The organism is Streptomyces sp. NPDC051136, assembly GCF_044455745.1.
Taxonomy (GTDB): domain Bacteria; phylum Actinomycetota; class Actinomycetes; order Streptomycetales; family Streptomycetaceae; genus Streptomyces.
In genome coordinates, this window is the sequence record NZ_JBITFE010000005.1 from 455,546 (window position 1) to 472,510 (window position 16,965).

The window sequence follows — 16,965 nt, forward strand, 5'->3', positions numbered from 1 at the left end:
CGCCCCCCCCCCCCCCCCCCGCGCGGCGCCGCCCCCCCCCGCGCCCCCCCCCCCCCCCCCCCCCCCCCCCCCCCCCCCCCCCCCCCCCCCCCCCCCCCCCCCCCCCGCCGTGGAGGAAGGGCTTGACCTCACCTTTGGTCGAGGTCGGAGGGTGGTGCTCGCACGCACCGTGCGCCCGACGACGATCGACCACCGGAGGCCGGCATGACCCGCCGCACCGACGCCCACCCCCAGCTCGACCGCACCGACGCCCTGGCGCCCTTCTTCAGCACCTGGCGGGTGGGCACCCCCGAACGGCAACGGCAGACCGTCGAGGCCGTCGCCCACACCTGGGAGAGCCGCCCCTGGCCCGCCGAGGACCTGCGCGGCTACCACGTCTACACCGGCCATGACGGCACTACGCTGCTGCACCACTCCCAGTGGGCGAGCGAGCAGGCGTACGAGGCCTTCGTGAAGACGCGGCGGCAGGAGCGCGTCGACGAGATCGACACCGCCGTGCCGGACATCGAGCGGCTCGAACTGCGCAGGTACCGGCGCTACCGCAGCGGGACCCGCGAGGACCGGGCCGCGGCCGTCGTCCCCGGCTGCGTCGTGATCGTCGACGTCGTGTTCGAGGGCCCCGATCCCGACCGGCAGCGCGCCTGGGTGGACGCCGTCTTCGAGGCCCTGGAGAGCGACCCGGCGCCGCACCCCGGCGGCCTCTCCGCCCACTTCCACCTCAGCACCGACGGCACCCGCGTCCTCAACTACGCCGAGTGGGAGAGCGCCCAGGCCCACATCGACGCCCTGGCCGCCCCGGGCGAGGGCGTCGGACGGGGATCCGCGCGGTGGGAGCGGGTGCGGAACTGGCCCGGCCTGAAGAGCAGCGCGGTCAACCGCTACGACCACGCGCTCGGCCTCGTGCCCCGCTGAACCCGCCCCCGGCGCCGGCCCGTCAGGGACGGAACCGCAGCACCTGCGGGTCGTGGTCGCTGATCTGGTCGTGGAACTCCGCGTTGACGTGCACGCTGTCGTACGACAGGCGGCCGTCGCGGCGGACCGACGGGCTGACCAGGATCTGGTCCAGAACCTGGCTGTTGCCCTGGTACACGTACGAGTAACGCTCGCTGCGCGGCAGCGACTTCACCGCCGACCACAGGGCGCCGCCGTCCTCCAGGAGGCGGGCGGTCCTCGAGAACTCGAAGTCGTTGATGTCACCGAGGACGACCACGTCCGCGTTCTTCTGGGCGGCCAGGATCTCCTTGACGAAGGTGTTCACCACCGTCGCCTGGGCGTGGCGCTGGGTCTCCGAGCTGCGCGACGGCGGCTGGTACTGCGCCGTCAGACCCTGGTCGCCGCCCTTGGAGTTGAAGTGGTTGGCGATCACGACGACCGTCCGGCCGCGGAAGACGAACTCGCCCGCCAGCGGCTTGCGGCTGTTCTCCCAGGCCGCGTTCGCCGGGTCGACCCGGCCGGGGGAGAGCGTCAGCGCCGCCTTGCCGCGCACCTTGCGCACCCCCGTCGCGGTGGTCGCGTCGCCGCCCGCGCGGTCGGTGAACGAGACCCGCTCGGGGTTGAACAGGAACGCCTGGCGGATGTTGCCGCCGGGTTCACCGCCGTCCGCCTTGTCCACCGGGTCGATGCCCCGCCAGTCGTAGCGGGGGCCGCCGGCCGCGACGATCGCGTCGATCAGCTTGCCGACCGTCGCGTCGGCGGCGACGGTGCCGTCGTCCGTGGCGCCGTTGTCGTCCTGGATCTCCTCCAGCGACACGATGTCGGGCGACTTGAGGTGGTGCACGATCGCGTCGGCGTGGGCGGCGAACGTGCCGTCCGACGGGTCGAGGTTCTCGACGTTGTACGTCGCCACCGCCAGCTCGCGCCCGCTCTGCCGGCGCGTCGACTCGCGCTGCGTGCCGCCCTTCTCCAGAGCGCCGATCTCGCCCGCGACCAGCGTGTAACCGCCGAACTGGTTGTAGTCCAGCGGCCCGGAGGTGGTGCCCGCAAGCGTGTCGCCCACGTCGGCGGCGGGGAAGTCGGCCGGCTTGCCCAGCGACTGGATCTGCAGCCGGCCGGTGTTCTCGTCGTCGTAGGAGCCGTACACCGTGCCGCCGCGGCGGTTGGCGTTCTCCCGGGGCTTCACCGTGACCCACAGCTCGGTGTACGGGTCCGAGGCGCCGACCACCCGGGCGTCGGAGACCCGGACGTTCATGCCCTCCAGGGACTCGTAGTAGTCCAGGGCGTAGCGGGCGGGGCGCAGCGCCAGGGCGTTGACCGACCCGTTCGCGGCCTCGTCGCCCCGCGGAGCGTACGCGCCCGGGACGGAGCGGGCGGAGACGGTGGTCGCGGCCGGGACGGCGTTGCCGCTCGAGACGACGGTGACCGTCGGGCGGGTGATCTCGGTCAGCGACTGGTTCCCCGAGGACGTGCCGCCGGGGACGAACTCCGAGACCGTGCCGGAGACGGTGACCGCGTCACCGACGGCGACCTCGGGAGCCTTGCTCGTGAAGACGAAGACGCCCTCACTGGTGGCCGGGTCGGCGTCCGGCCGCGGGTCCTGCATCCAGAAGCCCTTGGAGGAGCCGTAGCCGCGGACGCCGGTGACGATTCCGGCCACGTCCGTGACCTGCTCGCCTGCGTACGGGGACAGCCTGGTGCTGCCCTGGATGTCGTGGACGCGCACGGAACCGGCCGCTGCCGGGCCGGCGTGCGCGGGCACGGTGAGGACGACGGTGGACGCCGCCGAGCAGACGGCGGCGACGGTGAGCGCGGCGAGGCGCGCGGAGGACTTGCTGGCCAACGGATCCCTCCGGGGATGTGACGTGGCGCCGGGGCGAGGGTGGGAGGCGAGGGGCAGCAGGCCGCACGTGGGACACCTGGGACCTGAGTGAACACGTGCCCCCCGGCCCGCCCCCCGCTTTCTACGCGCGTCAATCTCCTGCCTGGCCACGCCAGTTGTCAAGGTTTCGGCCATGTACTCCACCCGACGGGGAGATGAACCGGGCGGCATGGGTGGAAACCCGTCTAGGCTGAGCAGTCGTACGGCGGTCAAGAGGCGCGCGAGGAGAAACTTCCCATGTCAGACAGCTCCACCCTGCCGCCCGCACGGCTGCGCCCCGAAGCGGAGCTGGCCCGCGAAGCGCTGTCCGCGCCGGTCCTCGCCCGGGCCGCGCGACTCGCCCGCTGGGCAGGCCCCGACACCCGTGTCGACGCGGGCGGCGGACTAGTCGAGGAACAGCTGCCGGCGGCGGCCGGGCAGCTCGGGCTGAGCGGGGACGACGCCGCCGCCCACGCGAGCGAGGCCTGGCGCATCGCCGTGGACACCGGGCTCGTCGAGATCACCGACGAGGAGACGGGCACCGTGGCCCCGGGCGAGGACCTCGCCCTGCTCTCCGGCTCGCCCCAGGACGTGCTCGGGCTCTGGCTCACCGCCCTGGAGGCCGTGCTCGCCGACGCGAGCGTCCCCGACCTCGACGACCTCGTCGACGCGATGGCAGAGGGCGGCGAGGTCGACCTCTCCTCCCTCGACTGGGACCCCGAGGCCGAGTCCGAGTTCCTCGACGGCGTGCTCGGCAACCTCTACCTGCTCACCGTCGGCGAGGACGGCCCCGGCGACGCCCCGGTGCCGCTGCCCGCGCTGGCCGCCTCGGTGATCGTGCCCAGCGACATGGGTGAGCCCAGCAACGAGGTGCTGGAGCAGGTCTCGGACGCGATGATGCGCCTGGACGACCAGTTCCGGCTGCTCGAGCCCATCGGTCTCGTCGCGTACCAGCCGGTCGACGAGGCGCTCATGGCCGACGCCGACGAGGAGCCCGCCGCGCCCCTCGACGAGGCCGACGTCACGCGCTACGGCATGGTGCGGCTCACCCCGCTCGGCCTGTACGGGCTGCGCGCCCGGCTCCTGGACGCCGGCTTCGAGGCCCCCGCCGTCGGCGACCTCGCCGACAAGGGCGCCGACGCGCTGCTCGACGGCACCGCCCCCTACCCGCCGGGTGCCGCCCACGCCGAGACCCAGCTGTGGCTGGCCGGACGGAGCGCCCTCGACGCCGCCCGCGAACTGCTGGCGGCGGCCCGCGGGTCCGACCCCGGCGCGCCGCTGCGCAGGCTCCGCTGCCAGCAGGCGCTCTCCCTCGTCGGTGCGGAGGCCGAGCCCGCGCTGCGGGAGGTCCTCGACGACGCCGAACTGGGCGGCCTGGCCCGGGTATGGCTCACCGAGCACGGTGCCCGGGACGTGCCGGCCCCGCCGCAGGAGATGGTCTTCTGGCTGACCATCGACACCGTCGCCGCCCAGCTCGCCGCCGAGGGCAACTCCGAGGAGCTGCGCGCCCTGGTGGAGGGGCTCGCCCGCCAGCACAGCGGTTTCTTCGACACGGCCTGGCGGGTCGGGCACCCCGCGACGCCGGACGTCCTGGAGGCGATGGGGCGGCTGCATCCCGACAAGAAGATCGCCAAGGAGGCCCGCAAGGCGGCCTTCAAGGCACGCTCCCAGCAGGGCGGCTGACCGGCCGACCCGCGGGCGGTGAACGGACGGTCGGCGGGGCGGGGCCCGCGGCGGGACCGGGGGCCCGAGGGCGGGGCTCATGGCGGGACGGGGGCCCCGAGGGCGGGGCTCATGGCGGGACCGGGGGCCCGAGGGCGGGGCTCGTGACGGGACCGGGGACCCGAGGGCGGGGCCCTCGGCCGGTCGGAGAGGTCTCCGCCCGTTCAGGTCCCGTTCAGCAACCGGTGGGACTCCCGTTCAGGCACGGGCGGAACCGTGACGCCGGACCGAGGTCCGCCACCCTCCACGGCCCGCCCACCGTCACAGGAGACACCATGTCGCTCACCCGCAGGGACTTCGCCAGCCGATCCGCGCTCACCGGCGCCGGGGTCGTGCTGGCGGGCAGCGTCGGCGCCCTCGCGACCGCCCCGAACGCCCTCGCGTCCACGGACACCGACAGCGTGGGGGAGGAGCAGGAGCGCGGCCACGGACACGGCCACCACCACGACGAGCACGGCGGGGTCGGCTACGGACCGCTGGTCCCGGACCCGGACGGCATCCTCGCCCTGCCCGCCGGATTCCGGTACGAGATCATCACCTACTCCGGCCGCACCAAGCTGGAGACCGGCGAGTACACCCCGTCCAACCACGACGGCACCGCCACCTTCGCCGGCCCGCGCGGCACCACCCTCCTCGTCAACAACCACGAGCTCGGCGGCCACCGCGACGACTGGCCGCACCCCGTCCCGCTCACCGAGGGTCTCGTCTACGACCCGGCCGCCGCCGGTGGCTGCACGGTCGTCGAGGTCCGTCGCGGCGGTCACGTCGCCGAGTGGGTCGGCATCGCCGGGACCGCCACCAACTGCGCGGGCGGCAGCACTCCGTGGGGCACCTGGCTGACCTGCGAGGAGACCGAGGACAAGGCCGGCAAGAACGGCATGACCAAGGACCACGGCTACGTCTTCGAGGTCGACCCCGAGGACCGCCGCGCCAACCGCGACCCCAAGCCGGTCAAGGCGTTCGGCCGTTACGCCCACGAAGCCGTCGTCATCGACCCCAAGCGCGGCCACGCCTACCTCACCGAGGACGCCTCGGGCCCCAACGGCCTGCTCTACCGCTGGACCCCGCCGGAGCACTTCCGGCACGGCCGCGGCCGGCTGCGCACCCTCGCCGACGACGCCGGAGTCCTCCAGGCGTTCAAGTGCTTCGACTCCGGCGGCAAGTTCGTCGACGACCTCTCCCGCGCCACCAAGACCGGCACCGTCTACGGCGTCGACTGGGTCGACGTCCCCGACCGCGACGCGAAGACCACCTCCGTGCGCAAGCAGTTCACCGCCGGCCAGGTCACCCGCGCCCGCAAGCTGGAGGGCATGTGGTGGGCCGACGGCGGCACCTACATCGTCTCCTCCTACGCCCGTGACGAGAGCCCCGGCCGCCCGCACGACGGCCAGGTCTGGTTCTACGACCCCAAGCGCCGCACCCTGACGCTGAAGGTCCTGCTCGGCGTCAACGCCGACCCGTCCGCCGACGGCGCCTTCGACGGCCCCGACAACATCACCGTCTCCCCGTACGGCGGCCTGGTCATCGCCGAGGACGGCGAGGGCGTCCAGCACCTGTTCGGCGCCACCGACAGCGGCCGCACCTACCCCATCGCCCGCAACGAACTGAACCAGGGCACGGAGGACGAGCCCGAGTACAGCGAGTTCACCGGCGTCACCTTCTCGCCCGACGGCCGGACCCTCTACGCCAACATCCAGACGCCGGGCATCATGCTGGCGATCACGGGACCGTGGAAGCGGCAGAAGCGCCGGTAATTAATTCGGTCGCCCGAACGACGGCCGCCCTTTTAGAGTGATGAACGTCCAGGTGCGAAGGCAGGACCTACTTCCACTCATAATGGGGCGGTCACGGGTTCGAGTCCCGTCACCGGCACAACGCGCCGGTGTAGCTCAGGGGTCAGAGCACCTTGTCGGTTCCGCCGACCTGAACTCTGGACATCCACAACTTCACGCACCTCCCGGTGCGCGGGCCGCGGCTACTTCTTCTCGCAAAAGAATCCCATGCCGCTGCCGACCTGATCTCGGGAGGCGCAGCAGCTGACAGGGTGCCCGGTGCGCAGGCAGCGGATACTCCTTGGATCGGAAGGTCGCGGGTTCGAATCCCGTCATCGACTTCGGGTCGGTGCAGCTCAATCCGGCAGAGCATCCGACTGTTCCGTCGCCGATTCCGACCTCGGGCGCCCTTCCGCTGCCGTGTCTCCCTCCGGAAATGTTCGAGCTTTCGAGAATTCGGGGGAATTCACCATGGCGCGATTCAACACGAAGGCCGCGAAGGCGCGGCCCACCTCGCGCGTGACCTCGACCGGCCGCGTGCTGCGCACCTACGAGGGCGGCCGTGGTACCGAGCGGGACGCGCGCTCCGAGCTCTTCCTGCTGTCCGTGGCCAACCTGGTGTCCCAGCAGACCTTCTACGAGTCCGGCACCGCCCGCGACGACCGCTTCGCCACGCTCGTGCGCGACCTCGCCGTCACCGACCCGTCCTGGACGGCCGGCCTGCTCGGCTGGCTGCGCGGCGAGGGCAACCTGCGCACCGCCTCGATCGTCGGTGCCGCCGAGTACGTCAAGGCCCGTCTCGACGTCGGCGTGACCGACGGTCCGTCGAACCGCCAGGTCGTCGCCTCCGTGCTGCGGCGGCCCGACGAGCCCGGTGAACTGCTCGCCTACTGGACCGCGACCTACGGCCGTGCCGTGCCCAAGCCGGTCAAGCGGGGCCTCGCCGACGCCGTACGACGGCTCTACCACGGCAAGTCGCTGCTGAAGTACGACACCGCGTCCAAGGGATACCGCTTCGGCGACGTCCTCAACCTGGTGCACCCGTCGCCCGACCCGGACAAGCCGTGGCAGGGCGAGCTGTTCCGGTACGCCCTGGACCGCCGGCACAACCCGGACACCGCGGTGCCGCCCGCCTCGGACCGCGTGCTGACCGCGCACCGCGAGCTGATGGCGCTGCCCGTCGACCAGCGGCGCGCGGTGGTCACGGCGCCCGACGGCGCCGAGCGGCTCGCGGCGGCGGGCATCACCTGGGAGATGCTGGCCGGCTGGCTCCAGGGCCCGATGGACAGGGCCGCCTGGGAAGCGGTGATCCCGTCCATGGGAGCGATGGCGTTGGCCCGCAACCTGCGCAATCTCGACGAGGCCGGTGTCTCGGACGAGGTCGCGGCCCGGGTGGCGGCGCGGATCAGCGACCCGGCCGAGGTGGCGCGCTCGCGGCAGTTCCCGTTCCGCTACCTGGCCGCGTACCGGCACGCGCCGTCGCTGCGCTGGTCGTACCCGCTGGAGCAGGCGCTCGGCCACTCGCTGGCCAACGTGCCCGCGCTGGGCGGCCGGACCCTGGTCCTCGTGGACCGGTCGGGATCGATGTTCTACTCGCGGATGTCGGACCGCTCCGAGCTCACCCGGGCCGACGCGGCGGCGGTCTTCGGCACGGCGCTGGCGCTGCGGGCGGCCGACGCGGACCTGGTCGAGTTCGGTTCGTCGAGCAACCGCGTGACGTACCGCAAGGGCGAGTCGGTGCTGAAGATCCTGGGCCGTTTCGGCGACCTCGGCGGCACCGACACCACCGAGGCGGTACGGCGCCACTACCGGAAGCACGACCGGGTGCTGATCGTCACCGACGAGCAGTACGCGTACAGCCGGCACGGCGACCCGACCGAGCAGGTGCCGCGGGACGTGCCCGTCTACACCTGGAACCTCGCCGGGTACCGGGCGGGCCACGGCCCGTCGGGCCAGGCGAACCGGCACACCTTCGGCGGGCTCTCCGACGCCGCGTTCCGGATGGTCCCGCTGCTCGAGGCGGGGCGGGACGCCGACTGGCCGTGGGACACCGGGGCCGAGCACGCGCGGTAGGGTGCCGGGAAGGTTGCCCGGGGTGCAGGGAGGGGCTGTGGCGCAGGTCAGGCCCATGCGGGCGGATGCGCGGCGTAATCGTGAGCGGTTGCTGGCGGTCGCGGCGGAGGCGTTCGCCGAGCACGGTGAGGGCGCCTCCCTGGACGACATCGCCCGGCGGGCCGGGGTGGGGGTGGGCACCCTCTACCGGCACTTCCCGACGCGGCAGGCCCTGCTGGAGGCCGCCTACCTGGAGCGCCTGGAGGCGATCGCGGCCCGCGCCGACGTGATCGCGGCCGCCCGGCCGCCGGGCGCGGCACTCGTGGCGTGGCTCGACGAACTGGCCGTCGGAATGCTCCACGTGCGCGGGCTCAAGGCGCTGCTCGGTACGGCCGTCACCGGCGGCGGACCCGCGTGCGGGGACTGCGTGCGGGGCGCGGCGGTCCGGCTCGTGGGCGCCGCGCAGGAGGCGGGGGAACTGCGGCCGGACGTCGAGCCCGTCGAGGTGCTGCGGCTGCTGCACGGGGTGGTGACGGCGGCGGAGGCGGCCGGCGAGGTGGACGGGACAGCCGTGCGGCGGTACCTGACGCTGCTGTTGGAGGGTCTGGTACGGCGGTAGGGGCCGCCCCCGCAGGACGGGGGCGGCTCCTCGGCTCGCGGCGCGGTCCGCTACAGCGCCTGCGCGGCCGGCTTCACCATGCCGCGGACCGTGCGGGACTTGACGAAGTCGCCCATCGCGGTCATCTCCCACTCACCGGAGTACTGGCGGATCAGCTTCGCCATCATCACGCCGGTCTGCGGCTCGGCGCTGGTGAGGTCGAAGCGGACCAGCTCCTCGCCGGTGGCGGCGTCCAGGAGTCGGCAGTAAGCCTTGGCGACCTCGGTGAACTTCTGGCCCGAGAAGGAGTTCACCGTGAAGACCAGGCCGCTGACCTCCTGCGGGAGCCGGCCCAGGTCCACGACGATCACCTCGTCGTCACCGCCGCCCTCACCGGTCAGGTTGTCGCCGGAGTGCTTGATCGCGCCGTTGACGATGGAGAGCTTGCCGAAGTAGCAGCTGTCGATGTGGTTGCGCTGCGGACCGTAGGCGATGACCGACGCGTCCAGGTCGATGTCCTTGCCGCGGTACGCCGGCTCCCAGCCGAGACCCATCTTGACCTGGGAGAGCACCGGCCGGCCGCCCTTGACCAGGGACACCGTCTGGTTCTTTTGGAGGCTGACCCGGCCCTTGTCGAGGTTGATCTTGCCGGTGCCCGGGGCGGGGGCCGGCGGCGCGGCGGGCGGGGCCGGCGGCGCGGCCGGCATCGTGGGCGCGGCGGCGGGCGGGGGCGTTGCCGCGTGGGACCGCTGCGGGGTCGCCGGCTGGGCCGGGGGAGCGGCCGCCGCGGGCTCCTCCACCGTGACGCCGAAGTCCGTGGCGATGCCGGCCAGGCCGTTGGCGTACCCCTGGCCGACCGCGCGGGCCTTCCAGGCGCCGCCTCGCAGGTAGACCTCCACGATCACCAGGGCGGTCTCGGAGCCGAGCTGCGGGGGCGTGAAGGTGGCGAGGACGGAGCCGTCGTCCGCGTTGCGGATGGTGGCGGTGGGTTCGATGCCCTGGAAGGTCTGCCCGGCCGCGTCCGGGCTGGCGGTGACGACGATCTTCTCGATGCCCGGCGGGACGGCGGCGGTGTCGACCGTGATCGCGTCCGGGGCGCTGCCGCCGCCGGAGCGGTAGGTCACGCCCTGGCCGGCGGGCTGGTTGTAGAAGATGAAGTCGTCGTCGGAGCGCACCTTGCCGTCGGCGGTGAGCAGCAGGCCCGATACGTCGAGCCGCACGGGCGCGGCGACGTCCACCGTGACGCGGGCGGCGGAGAGGGGGATGTTCGAGCCGGGGGTCATAGCTGTCATGCCGGGTGAACGAGCGGGGGCGTTTTACCGTTCCCTTACCCGGGGGCCAATCGGGTCGGGGCCGTGTCCCGCCTGGTCAGCGGCGGTTTCGGGGGTGGTTGCGGGCCGTGCGTTCGTTGCCGTGCTTGTAGTTGCCGGTCCAGCGGGCCATGACCTGCTGCGGGTCGCCCGCCTCGACCTCTTGGAGGAAGCGGGCGGCTCGGGAGCCGTTGAGGGTGGTGGCGGGGTGGTTGTGGTGGGTGATGTGGACGGTGCCGGATGCGGAGGCGGTGTAGGCGAAACCGTGGGGTTCGGGCATGCGGGGGATCGTACGGGCGGTGGGGGCGGCGGGCTCGGGTTTTCGCCCCCGCCTCCCCTTCCCGCCCTTGGGGGCCCCGCCCTTGGGGGCTGCCGCCTCCCGGACCCCCGTTGCCGGCCTGGACGGCCTCGTCCTCAGGCACTCGTCCTCAGGCACTCGTCCTCAGGCACTCGTCCTCAGGCACCGGACGGGCTGTGCGGTCACGGCACGACGACGATCTTGCGGCCCACGCCCGCCGCGAACTGCTCCAAGGCCTGCGGATAGCGGTCCAGCTCGATGCGGTCGCTGATGAAGACGTCCGGGTCCAGGACCCCGTTGGCGAAGAGTTCCGCCGCGCGCTCGTAGCTGTGCAGGACCGCCATCGAACCGGTGATGGTGATCTCCTGGTTGTAGATGCGGTACGGGTCGATCTGCACGCGCGTCGCGTAGTCGGCGACGCCGAACTGGAGGAACGTGCCGGCCTTGGCGACCCGGTCCAGGCCGTCCTGGATCGCGGCCGCGTTGCCCGTGGCGTCGATGACGAGGTCCCAGCCCTGGGGGCGGTCCAGTTCGTCCGGGGTCGCGGCCGACGCCGAGACGCCGAGGCCGCGGGCGGTCTCCAGCCGGGCCGGGTTGAGGTCGACCATGTCGACGCTGGCCGCGCCCGTCCGCTTGGCCAGCTCCAGCATCATCAGGCCCATCGTGCCGGAGCCGTAGATCAGGACGTGGGCGCCGAGGCGGGACCGGAGGACGTCGTAGCCGCGGACCGCGCAGGAGAGCGGCTCGATCAGGGCCGCGTCCTGGGTGCGGACGTGCTCGGGGAGCTTCACGCAGTTCGCGACCGGCGCCACCGCGTACTGCGCGGCGCCGCCCGCCGTCGTGACGCCGATGGCGGCCCAGCGTTCGCAGAGGTTGTTGTGACCGGTGCGGCAGTAGCGGCACTCGTAGCAGTAGAGCGAGGGGTCGACCGCGACCCGGTCGCCGACGGCCACCTCCGTGACCTGGGCGCCGACGCCGACCACCGCGCCGGCGAACTCGTGGCCCGGCACGATCGGGAGCTTGGGCGCGAACTCGCCCTGGAGGATGTGCAGGTCGGTGCCGCACAGTCCGCAGGCGGCGACCTCGACGACGACCTCGCGCGGGCCCGGGGTCGGGTCGGGGACGTCGGTGACGACGGCGCGGCCCACGGACTCGATGACGGCGGCCTTCATTTCACGGCTCCCAACGACAGGCCCTGGACGAGTTTGTCCTGGGCGGCGAACCCCGCGGCGAGCACCGGCAGGGAGATGACGAGCGACGCGGCGCACACCTTGGCCAGGAAGAGGCCCTGGCTGGTGATGAAGCCGGTCAGGAAGACGGGGGCGGTCTCGGCGACCACGCCCGTCAGCACCCGGGCGAAGAGCAGTTCGTTCCAGCTGAAGATGAAGCAGATGAGGGAGGTCGCCGCGATGCCCGGGAGGGCGATGGGGGCCACGACCCGGACGAGGATCGTGGGCAGTTTCGCGCCGTCCACCCGGGCCGCCTCGATGATGGCGACGGGGACCTCGGCCAGGAAGGACTGCATCATCCAGACCGCGATCGGCAGGTTCATCGAGGTGTAGAGGATGACCAGCAGCCAGATGTTGTCCAGCATGCCGGTGTTCTTGGCGAACAGGTAGATCGGCAGCAGGCCCGCCACCACCGGCAGCATCTTGGTGGACAGGAAGAAGAACAGGACGTCCGTCCACTTCTTCACCGGGCGGATGGACAGGGCGTAGGCGGCGGGCAGGGCCAGGATCAGGACGAAGAGGGTCGAGGCGAGCGACGCCACCGCGGAGTTGACCAGGGCGGGCCAGGGGCTGGCGCCGCCGCCCGCGCCGAAGAACTCCCGGTAGCCGTCCAGCGTCAGCGACGCCGCGAAGGAGGGCGGGTTGGTGGCGGCGTCAGTCTCCGAGTGGAAGGAGGTCAGCGCCATCCAGGCGATGGGCAGGAAGAAGACGATGCCGGCCAGCCAGGCCACCAGGCCGAGACCGGCACCGGTCCTGCGGCGGGTGGGTGCGGGCTTGGCGTCGGTGACGGCGGGTCGTACGGCGGTGGCGGTCATGCGCGGCCGGCCTCCTCGCGGAACAGGGACGACACCACGCGCAGCGCGAAGGTGGCGAGGACGATCGAGCCGATGACGACCAGGACGCCCGCGGCCGAGGCGAGGCCGTTCTCGTGGGCCTGGTAGAAGGTCTGGTAGACGGTGTAGGGCAGGTTGGCCGTGCCCAGGCCGCCCGAGGTGATGGTGAAGACGGCGTCGAAGTTCTGGACGATGTAGATCGAGCCGAGCAGTGCGCCGAGTTCGAGGTAGCGGCGCAGGTGGGGCAGGGTGAGGTGGACGAAGATCTGCCAGTCGCCCGCGCCGTCCACCCGGGCGGCCTCGATCTGCTGCTGGTCCCGGCTCTGGAGGCCGGCCAGCAGGATGAGCATCATGAACGGCGTCCACTGCCACACCAGTGAGGCCTCGACCGCCAGCAGCGGGGTGTCCGAGATCCAGTCCGGCTGCGGCCCGCCGACGTAGTGCAACAACCCGTTGAGCAGGCCGTACTCGGGGTTGTAGAGGACGTGCTTCCAGAGCAGCGCCGCCGCCACCGGGACCACGAGGAACGGGGCGATGAGGAGCGTGCGGACCACGCCGCGGCCCTTGAACCTCCGGTCGAGGAGCAGGGCCAGGGCGAGGCCCAGGACCAGGCTGACCAGGACCACCGCCACGGTCAGCAGGATCGTCGTCCACACCGACTTGCGCAGCGCCGGGTCGCTCAGGACGTCGCCGTAGTTGGCGAAGCCGGTGAAGTGGCGGGCGTCCGGGTAGAGGGCGTTCCAGTCGAAGAAGGAGATCACCAGCGTCGCCACGAAGGGCAGCTGGGTGACCGCGATCATGAAGATCAGGGCGGGGAGGAGAGGGGCGCGGGTGGCCCAGGCGCGCAGCCGGCCGGACGGCGGGCGGACGGCGGGGCGTGTGTGGTCGGGGGCGGCCGAGGGGGCCGTGGTCGTGGCGGTCATCGTCCCTCGTACTCCTCGGAGATCTGCTCGGCGAGCTGCTGGGACTTCTTCAGGGCCTCCTCGACGGACTGGCGTCCGGCGACGGCCGCGCTGATCTCCTGGGAGACCTTGGTCCCGAGGTCGGTGAACTCGGGGATGCCGACGAACTGGATGCCGGGCGCGGGCCGCGGCTGCACGCCGGGGTCCTTGGGCCTGGCGCCCTCGATGGCCTTCCTGGTCATCTCCTGGAAGGCGGCGGCCTCCTCGACGTAGGCCGGGTTCTCGTACGTCGAGGCGCGCTTGCCGGCCGGGACGTTGGACCAGCCGAACTCGTCGCCGACCAGCTGCTCGTACTCCTTGCCGGACGCCCAGGAGACGAACTTCCACGCCTTGTCGGAGTTGCGGGAGGCCTTCTGGATGCCCCAGGCCCAGGTGTAGAGCCAGCCGGAGTAGTCGGTCTTCTCCACCGGGGCCGGGGCGTAGCCGACCTTGCCCTTGACCGGGGACTCGGCCGCGTCCAGGGAGCCGGCCGCGGACGTGGCGTCGTACCACATGGCGACCTTGCCCTGCGTCATGTTGTTCAGGCACTCGGCGAAGCCGGACTGGGCGGCGCCCGACTCGCCGTGTTCGCGGACCAGGTCGACGTAGAACTTCGTCGCCTTCTGCCACTCGGGGGAGTCGAGGCGGGCCGTCCAGTCCTGGTCGAACCAGGTGCCGCCGAAGGTGTTCACGACCGTCGTCAGGGGCGCCATCAGCTCGCCCCAGCCGGGCAGCCCGCGCAGGCAGATGCCCTTCATGCCGGGCTCGGCCCCGTCGAGCTCCTCGGCGAACCGCGCCACCTGGGACCAGGTGGGGTGCTCGGGCATCTCCAGACCCGCCTCGGCGAACAGGTCCTTGCGGTACATCAGGAAGGACGACTCGCCGTAGAAGGGCTGGCCGTAGAGCTTGCCGTCGTCGCCGGCGAGGGACTCGCGCATCGGGCCGAGGACGTCCTCCTCGTCGTAGGCCGGGTCCTTCGCGACGTAGGAGTCCATCTCGTGCAGCCAGTCGTTGCGGGCGTAGATCGGTATCTCGTAGTTGGAGAGGGTCGCCACGTCGTACTGGCCCGCCTGGTTGGCGAAGTCCTGGCTGATCTTGTCGCGGACGTCGTTCTCCGGCAGGACGGTGAAGTTCACCTTGATGCCGGTGTCCTTGGTGAAGTGGTCCGCGGTGAGTTTCTGCAACTCGACCATCTGCGGGTTGTTGACCATCAGGACGTTGATGGCGTTGCCGCCGGATCCGGCGCCGCCCGCCCCGACCCAGCAGCCGGTGAGCAGCGGGGCGAGCAGCGTCCCTGCGGCGGCCATGGCGAGCGTGGCTCGTGGCCTCCGTCGGCTGTGGGTTCGCATGGATCGCTCCTGAACGTATGGGGAGGTATAGGGAGACAAAGGGCAGTGGAGGACAGGGGTGTGCCGTGCGGGGAGGGGAGGCGGCCGGTGCTCAGACGCGGATGACCTGAGGCCCCAGCAGTGAGTAGCGGTGGGCCTCGGCCGAGGGCAGCAGCGTGCTGGTGACGATGGCCTCCAGGGCGCCGATCTCCGCGAACCGGCAGAAGCTCACCGCCCCGAACTTGGTGTGCGCGCCGACGAACACCGTGCGGCGGGCGGCCCGCACGGCCTGCGCCTTGACCTCGCTGACCGCGGGGTCGGGGGTGGTGAGGCCGTGTTCGCGGGAGATGCCGTTGGCGCCGATGTAGGCCAGGTCCACGACGAAGCCGGCCAGCATCTTCGTCGTCCAGTGGTCGACGGTGGCCAGGGTGCCCGAGCGGACCCGGCCGCCGAGCAGCAGGACGGAGGTGTCGCCGGCCTCGGCCAGCGCGCCGGCGACCGGCAGGGACGCGGTGACCACGGTCAGCGGCCGGTCGCGGGGGAGGGCCTCGGCGATGAGCTGCGGGGTGAAGCCCTCGTCGACGAAGACCGTCTCCGCGTCGCCGAGCAGTTCGACGGCGGCGGAGGCGATCCGGCGCTTCTCGGGCACGTGGCTGGTGGCCCGGAAGGCGAGTGTCGTCTCGAAGCCGGCGCTCTCCACCGGGTAGGCGCCGCCGTGGGTGCGGCGGACCAGGCCGTGGTCCTCCAGGGCGCGCAGGTCCCGGCGTACGGTCTCCTTGGCGACGCCCAGCTCGGCCGCGAGCGCGGTGACGTCGACCGAGCCGGTGGCGCGGGCGACCCGCACGATCTCGTGGCGACGCTCTTCCGTCGTCCTCGTGCCCATGCCGAACACCTGCCTCACCGCCTCGTCGCCGTGTGGTTGCCCGTTCGGGCCCGCTCGGCCCTTGGGGGAAGTTCTACAGCGGCCGCGCGGCACTGACCAGGTCTGTTGCGGACCCGATACTGCCCGGGTGTGCCCGTTTGCGATGCCGGGCGCCCGTCTCGGACCTGGGGCGCAGCGCCGGGAGGGGTGAGAACGGGCAGGGCGGATGCCCGCATGCGGAAGCGGACGGGCCCGTTCGGTGCCCGTCCGCCTCCGCTCGGTCCTCTTCCGGTCAGTACGGCCAGATCGGCGGGTCGGTCACGAAGTGGCCGCCGAGGCGCGCGTGCGCGGGGTTGCCGGGGTCGAGCTCGCCCTGCTCGGCGATCAGTTTCCCGGCGTACGGCTCGGAGTCGTCCCGTGGCTCGTAACCGAGCGCCCGCGCGGAGGTGAGGTCCCACCACAGGCGGGTGTTGGCGGAGGAACCGTGGACGACGGTGTGGCCCACGTCCTGCGCGGTGAGCGCCGCGTGGAAGAGGCGGGCGCCGTCCGCGGGGCTCATCCACACCGAGAGCATGCGCACGCTGGTCGGCTCGGGGAAGCAGGAGCCGATGCGGACGGAGACGGTCTCGATGCCGTGCTTGTCCCAGTAGAGCTGGGCGAGGTCCTCGCCGAAGCACTTGGACAGGCCGTAGAAGGTGTCCGGGCGGCGTGGCGTGTCGACGGGGATGAGGGGGTCGTCGCCCTGCGGGCGGGGGGTGTAGCCGACGGCGTGGTTGGAGGAGGCGAAGACGACGCGGCCGACGCCCTCCTCGCGGGCGGCCTCGTACAGGTTGTAGGTGCCCTCGATGTTCGCCGCGAGGATCTTGTCGAACGAGGCTTCCAGGGAGATGCCCGCGAGGTGGATGATCGCGTCGACGCCGCGGACCGCCTCGCGCAGGGAGTCCCGGTCGGCGAGGTCGGCAACGATCGCGTTCGGCTCGCCCTCGACGGGGCGCAGGTCCAGCAGGCGCAGCCGGTAGCCGTACTCGGGGAGCAGGTCCCGCATCAGGGTGCCGAGACCGCCGGCGGCGCCGGTGAGCAGGACGGTGCGGGGAGCGGGCATCCTCGGGACTCCTAGGTCGGTCTGCGGAAGCGGCGGCAGTCGCACGACGCCAGTCGTACGAGTGCGTGCCCGGTGTTCATATGCGTGGACACGCTAAGGAACGGGTGGTCACCCGTCAAGAGGC

14 protein-coding genes are annotated in these 16,965 nt (G+C 72.3%); 5 read left to right on the forward strand and 9 right to left on the reverse strand.

Annotated elements, in window-relative coordinates:
• Nucleotides 1–204: 204 nt before the first annotated feature.
• Nucleotides 205–912, forward strand: coding sequence for an antibiotic biosynthesis monooxygenase (locus tag ACIBCJ_RS17365; RefSeq protein ID WP_365980252.1), 708 nt, complete (start codon nucleotides 205–207; stop codon nucleotides 910–912).
• Between the two features lie 22 nt (nucleotides 913–934).
• Here ACIBCJ_RS17365 and ACIBCJ_RS17370 read toward each other — a convergent pair whose 3' ends face one another.
• Entirely contained in the window at nucleotides 935–2,776 is a 1,842-nt protein-coding gene (locus ACIBCJ_RS17370; protein ID WP_365980253.1) for an endonuclease/exonuclease/phosphatase family protein, read from the reverse strand.
• 276 nt (nucleotides 2,777–3,052) lie between these two features.
• Here ACIBCJ_RS17370 and ACIBCJ_RS17375 point away from each other — a divergent pair, with 276 nt between their 5' ends.
• From ACIBCJ_RS17375 to ACIBCJ_RS17390, 4 genes are all read left to right on the forward strand, one after another.
• Nucleotides 3,053–4,477 carry a hypothetical protein gene (locus tag ACIBCJ_RS17375; RefSeq protein ID WP_362103625.1) on the forward strand — a complete coding sequence of 475 codons (1,425 nt, stop codon included), beginning with the start codon at nucleotides 3,053–3,055 and terminating at the stop codon, nucleotides 4,475–4,477.
• A gap of 314 nt (nucleotides 4,478–4,791) precedes the next feature.
• Nucleotides 4,792–6,270, forward strand: coding sequence for a PhoX family protein (locus tag ACIBCJ_RS17380; protein WP_365980255.1), 1,479 nt, complete (start codon nucleotides 4,792–4,794; stop codon nucleotides 6,268–6,270).
• 489 nt (nucleotides 6,271–6,759) lie between these two features.
• Nucleotides 6,760–8,361 carry a TROVE domain-containing protein gene (locus tag ACIBCJ_RS17385; RefSeq protein ID WP_365980257.1) on the forward strand — a complete coding sequence of 534 codons (1,602 nt, stop codon included), beginning with the start codon at nucleotides 6,760–6,762 and terminating at the stop codon, nucleotides 8,359–8,361.
• A 37-nt stretch (nucleotides 8,362–8,398) separates the two neighbouring features.
• The gene (locus ACIBCJ_RS17390; RefSeq protein ID WP_365980258.1) at nucleotides 8,399–8,959 is read left to right on the forward strand and encodes a helix-turn-helix domain-containing protein; all 561 of its coding nucleotides are present in this window, start codon (nucleotides 8,399–8,401) and stop codon (nucleotides 8,957–8,959) included.
• A gap of 50 nt (nucleotides 8,960–9,009) precedes the next feature.
• Here the strand turns inward: ACIBCJ_RS17390 and ACIBCJ_RS17395 are convergent, their stop codons facing one another.
• The 8 genes from ACIBCJ_RS17395 to ACIBCJ_RS17430 all read right to left on the reverse strand — a co-directional run bounded on the left by ACIBCJ_RS17395 (nucleotide 9,010) and on the right by ACIBCJ_RS17430 (nucleotide 16,841).
• Nucleotides 9,010–10,221, reverse strand: coding sequence for a TerD family protein (locus ACIBCJ_RS17395; protein WP_362509603.1), 1,212 nt, complete (start codon nucleotides 10,219–10,221; stop codon nucleotides 9,010–9,012).
• Nucleotides 10,222–10,306: 85 nt separating this feature from the next.
• Complete coding sequence (locus ACIBCJ_RS17400) at nucleotides 10,307–10,528, reverse strand: hypothetical protein (protein WP_365980259.1); 222 nt, start codon at nucleotides 10,526–10,528, stop codon at nucleotides 10,307–10,309.
• Nucleotides 10,529–10,728: 200 nt separating this feature from the next.
• Nucleotides 10,729–11,718 carry a zinc-dependent alcohol dehydrogenase family protein gene (locus ACIBCJ_RS17405; protein WP_365980260.1) on the reverse strand — a complete coding sequence of 330 codons (990 nt, stop codon included), beginning with the start codon at nucleotides 11,716–11,718 and terminating at the stop codon, nucleotides 10,729–10,731.
• Nucleotides 11,715–12,590 carry a carbohydrate ABC transporter permease gene (locus ACIBCJ_RS17410; protein WP_365980261.1) on the reverse strand — a complete coding sequence of 292 codons (876 nt, stop codon included), beginning with the start codon at nucleotides 12,588–12,590 and terminating at the stop codon, nucleotides 11,715–11,717. Before ACIBCJ_RS17410 ends, ACIBCJ_RS17405 begins: the two co-directional genes overlap by 4 nt.
• Nucleotides 12,587–13,531, reverse strand: coding sequence for a sugar ABC transporter permease (locus ACIBCJ_RS17415; RefSeq protein ID WP_365980262.1), 945 nt, complete (start codon nucleotides 13,529–13,531; stop codon nucleotides 12,587–12,589). The genes ACIBCJ_RS17410 and ACIBCJ_RS17415 overlap by 4 nt, the downstream gene beginning before the upstream one ends.
• Nucleotides 13,528–14,898: a sugar ABC transporter substrate-binding protein gene (locus ACIBCJ_RS17420; RefSeq protein WP_365980263.1), complete on the reverse strand. Its 1,371-nt coding sequence runs from the start codon at nucleotides 14,896–14,898 to the stop codon at nucleotides 13,528–13,530. The genes ACIBCJ_RS17415 and ACIBCJ_RS17420 overlap by 4 nt, the downstream gene beginning before the upstream one ends.
• Nucleotides 14,899–14,989: 91 nt before the next feature.
• Nucleotides 14,990–15,760: a DeoR/GlpR family DNA-binding transcription regulator gene (locus tag ACIBCJ_RS17425; protein ID WP_362103634.1), complete on the reverse strand. Its 771-nt coding sequence runs from the start codon at nucleotides 15,758–15,760 to the stop codon at nucleotides 14,990–14,992.
• Nucleotides 15,761–16,031: 271 nt separating this feature from the next.
• Nucleotides 16,032–16,841: an NAD(P)-dependent oxidoreductase gene (locus ACIBCJ_RS17430; protein WP_365980265.1), complete on the reverse strand. Its 810-nt coding sequence runs from the start codon at nucleotides 16,839–16,841 to the stop codon at nucleotides 16,032–16,034.
• Nucleotides 16,842–16,965: the final 124 nt, after the last annotated feature.

Coding starts and splice junctions, on each gene's coding strand:
- ACIBCJ_RS17365 (WP_365980252.1), top strand. CDS start 205: ATGACCCGCCGCACCGACGCCCACCCCCAGCTCGACCGCACCGACGCC.
- ACIBCJ_RS17375 (WP_362103625.1), top strand. CDS start 3,053: ATGTCAGACAGCTCCACCCTGCCGCCCGCACGGCTGCGCCCCGAAGCG.
- ACIBCJ_RS17380 (WP_365980255.1), top strand. CDS start 4,792: ATGTCGCTCACCCGCAGGGACTTCGCCAGCCGATCCGCGCTCACCGGC.
- ACIBCJ_RS17385 (WP_365980257.1), top strand. CDS start 6,760: ATGGCGCGATTCAACACGAAGGCCGCGAAGGCGCGGCCCACCTCGCGC.
- ACIBCJ_RS17395 (WP_362509603.1), bottom strand. CDS start 10,221: ATGACCCCCGGCTCGAACATCCCCCTCTCCGCCGCCCGCGTCACGGTG.
- ACIBCJ_RS17400 (WP_365980259.1), bottom strand. CDS start 10,528: ATGCCCGAACCCCACGGTTTCGCCTACACCGCCTCCGCATCCGGCACC.
- ACIBCJ_RS17405 (WP_365980260.1), bottom strand. CDS start 11,718: ATGAAGGCCGCCGTCATCGAGTCCGTGGGCCGCGCCGTCGTCACCGAC.
- ACIBCJ_RS17410 (WP_365980261.1), bottom strand. CDS start 12,590: ATGACCGCCACCGCCGTACGACCCGCCGTCACCGACGCCAAGCCCGCA.
- ACIBCJ_RS17415 (WP_365980262.1), bottom strand. CDS start 13,531: ATGACCGCCACGACCACGGCCCCCTCGGCCGCCCCCGACCACACACGC.
- ACIBCJ_RS17420 (WP_365980263.1), bottom strand. CDS start 14,898: ATGCGAACCCACAGCCGACGGAGGCCACGAGCCACGCTCGCCATGGCC.
- ACIBCJ_RS17425 (WP_362103634.1), bottom strand. CDS start 15,760: ATGGGCACGAGGACGACGGAAGAGCGTCGCCACGAGATCGTGCGGGTC.
- ACIBCJ_RS17430 (WP_365980265.1), bottom strand. CDS start 16,841: ATGCCCGCTCCCCGCACCGTCCTGCTCACCGGCGCCGCCGGCGGTCTC.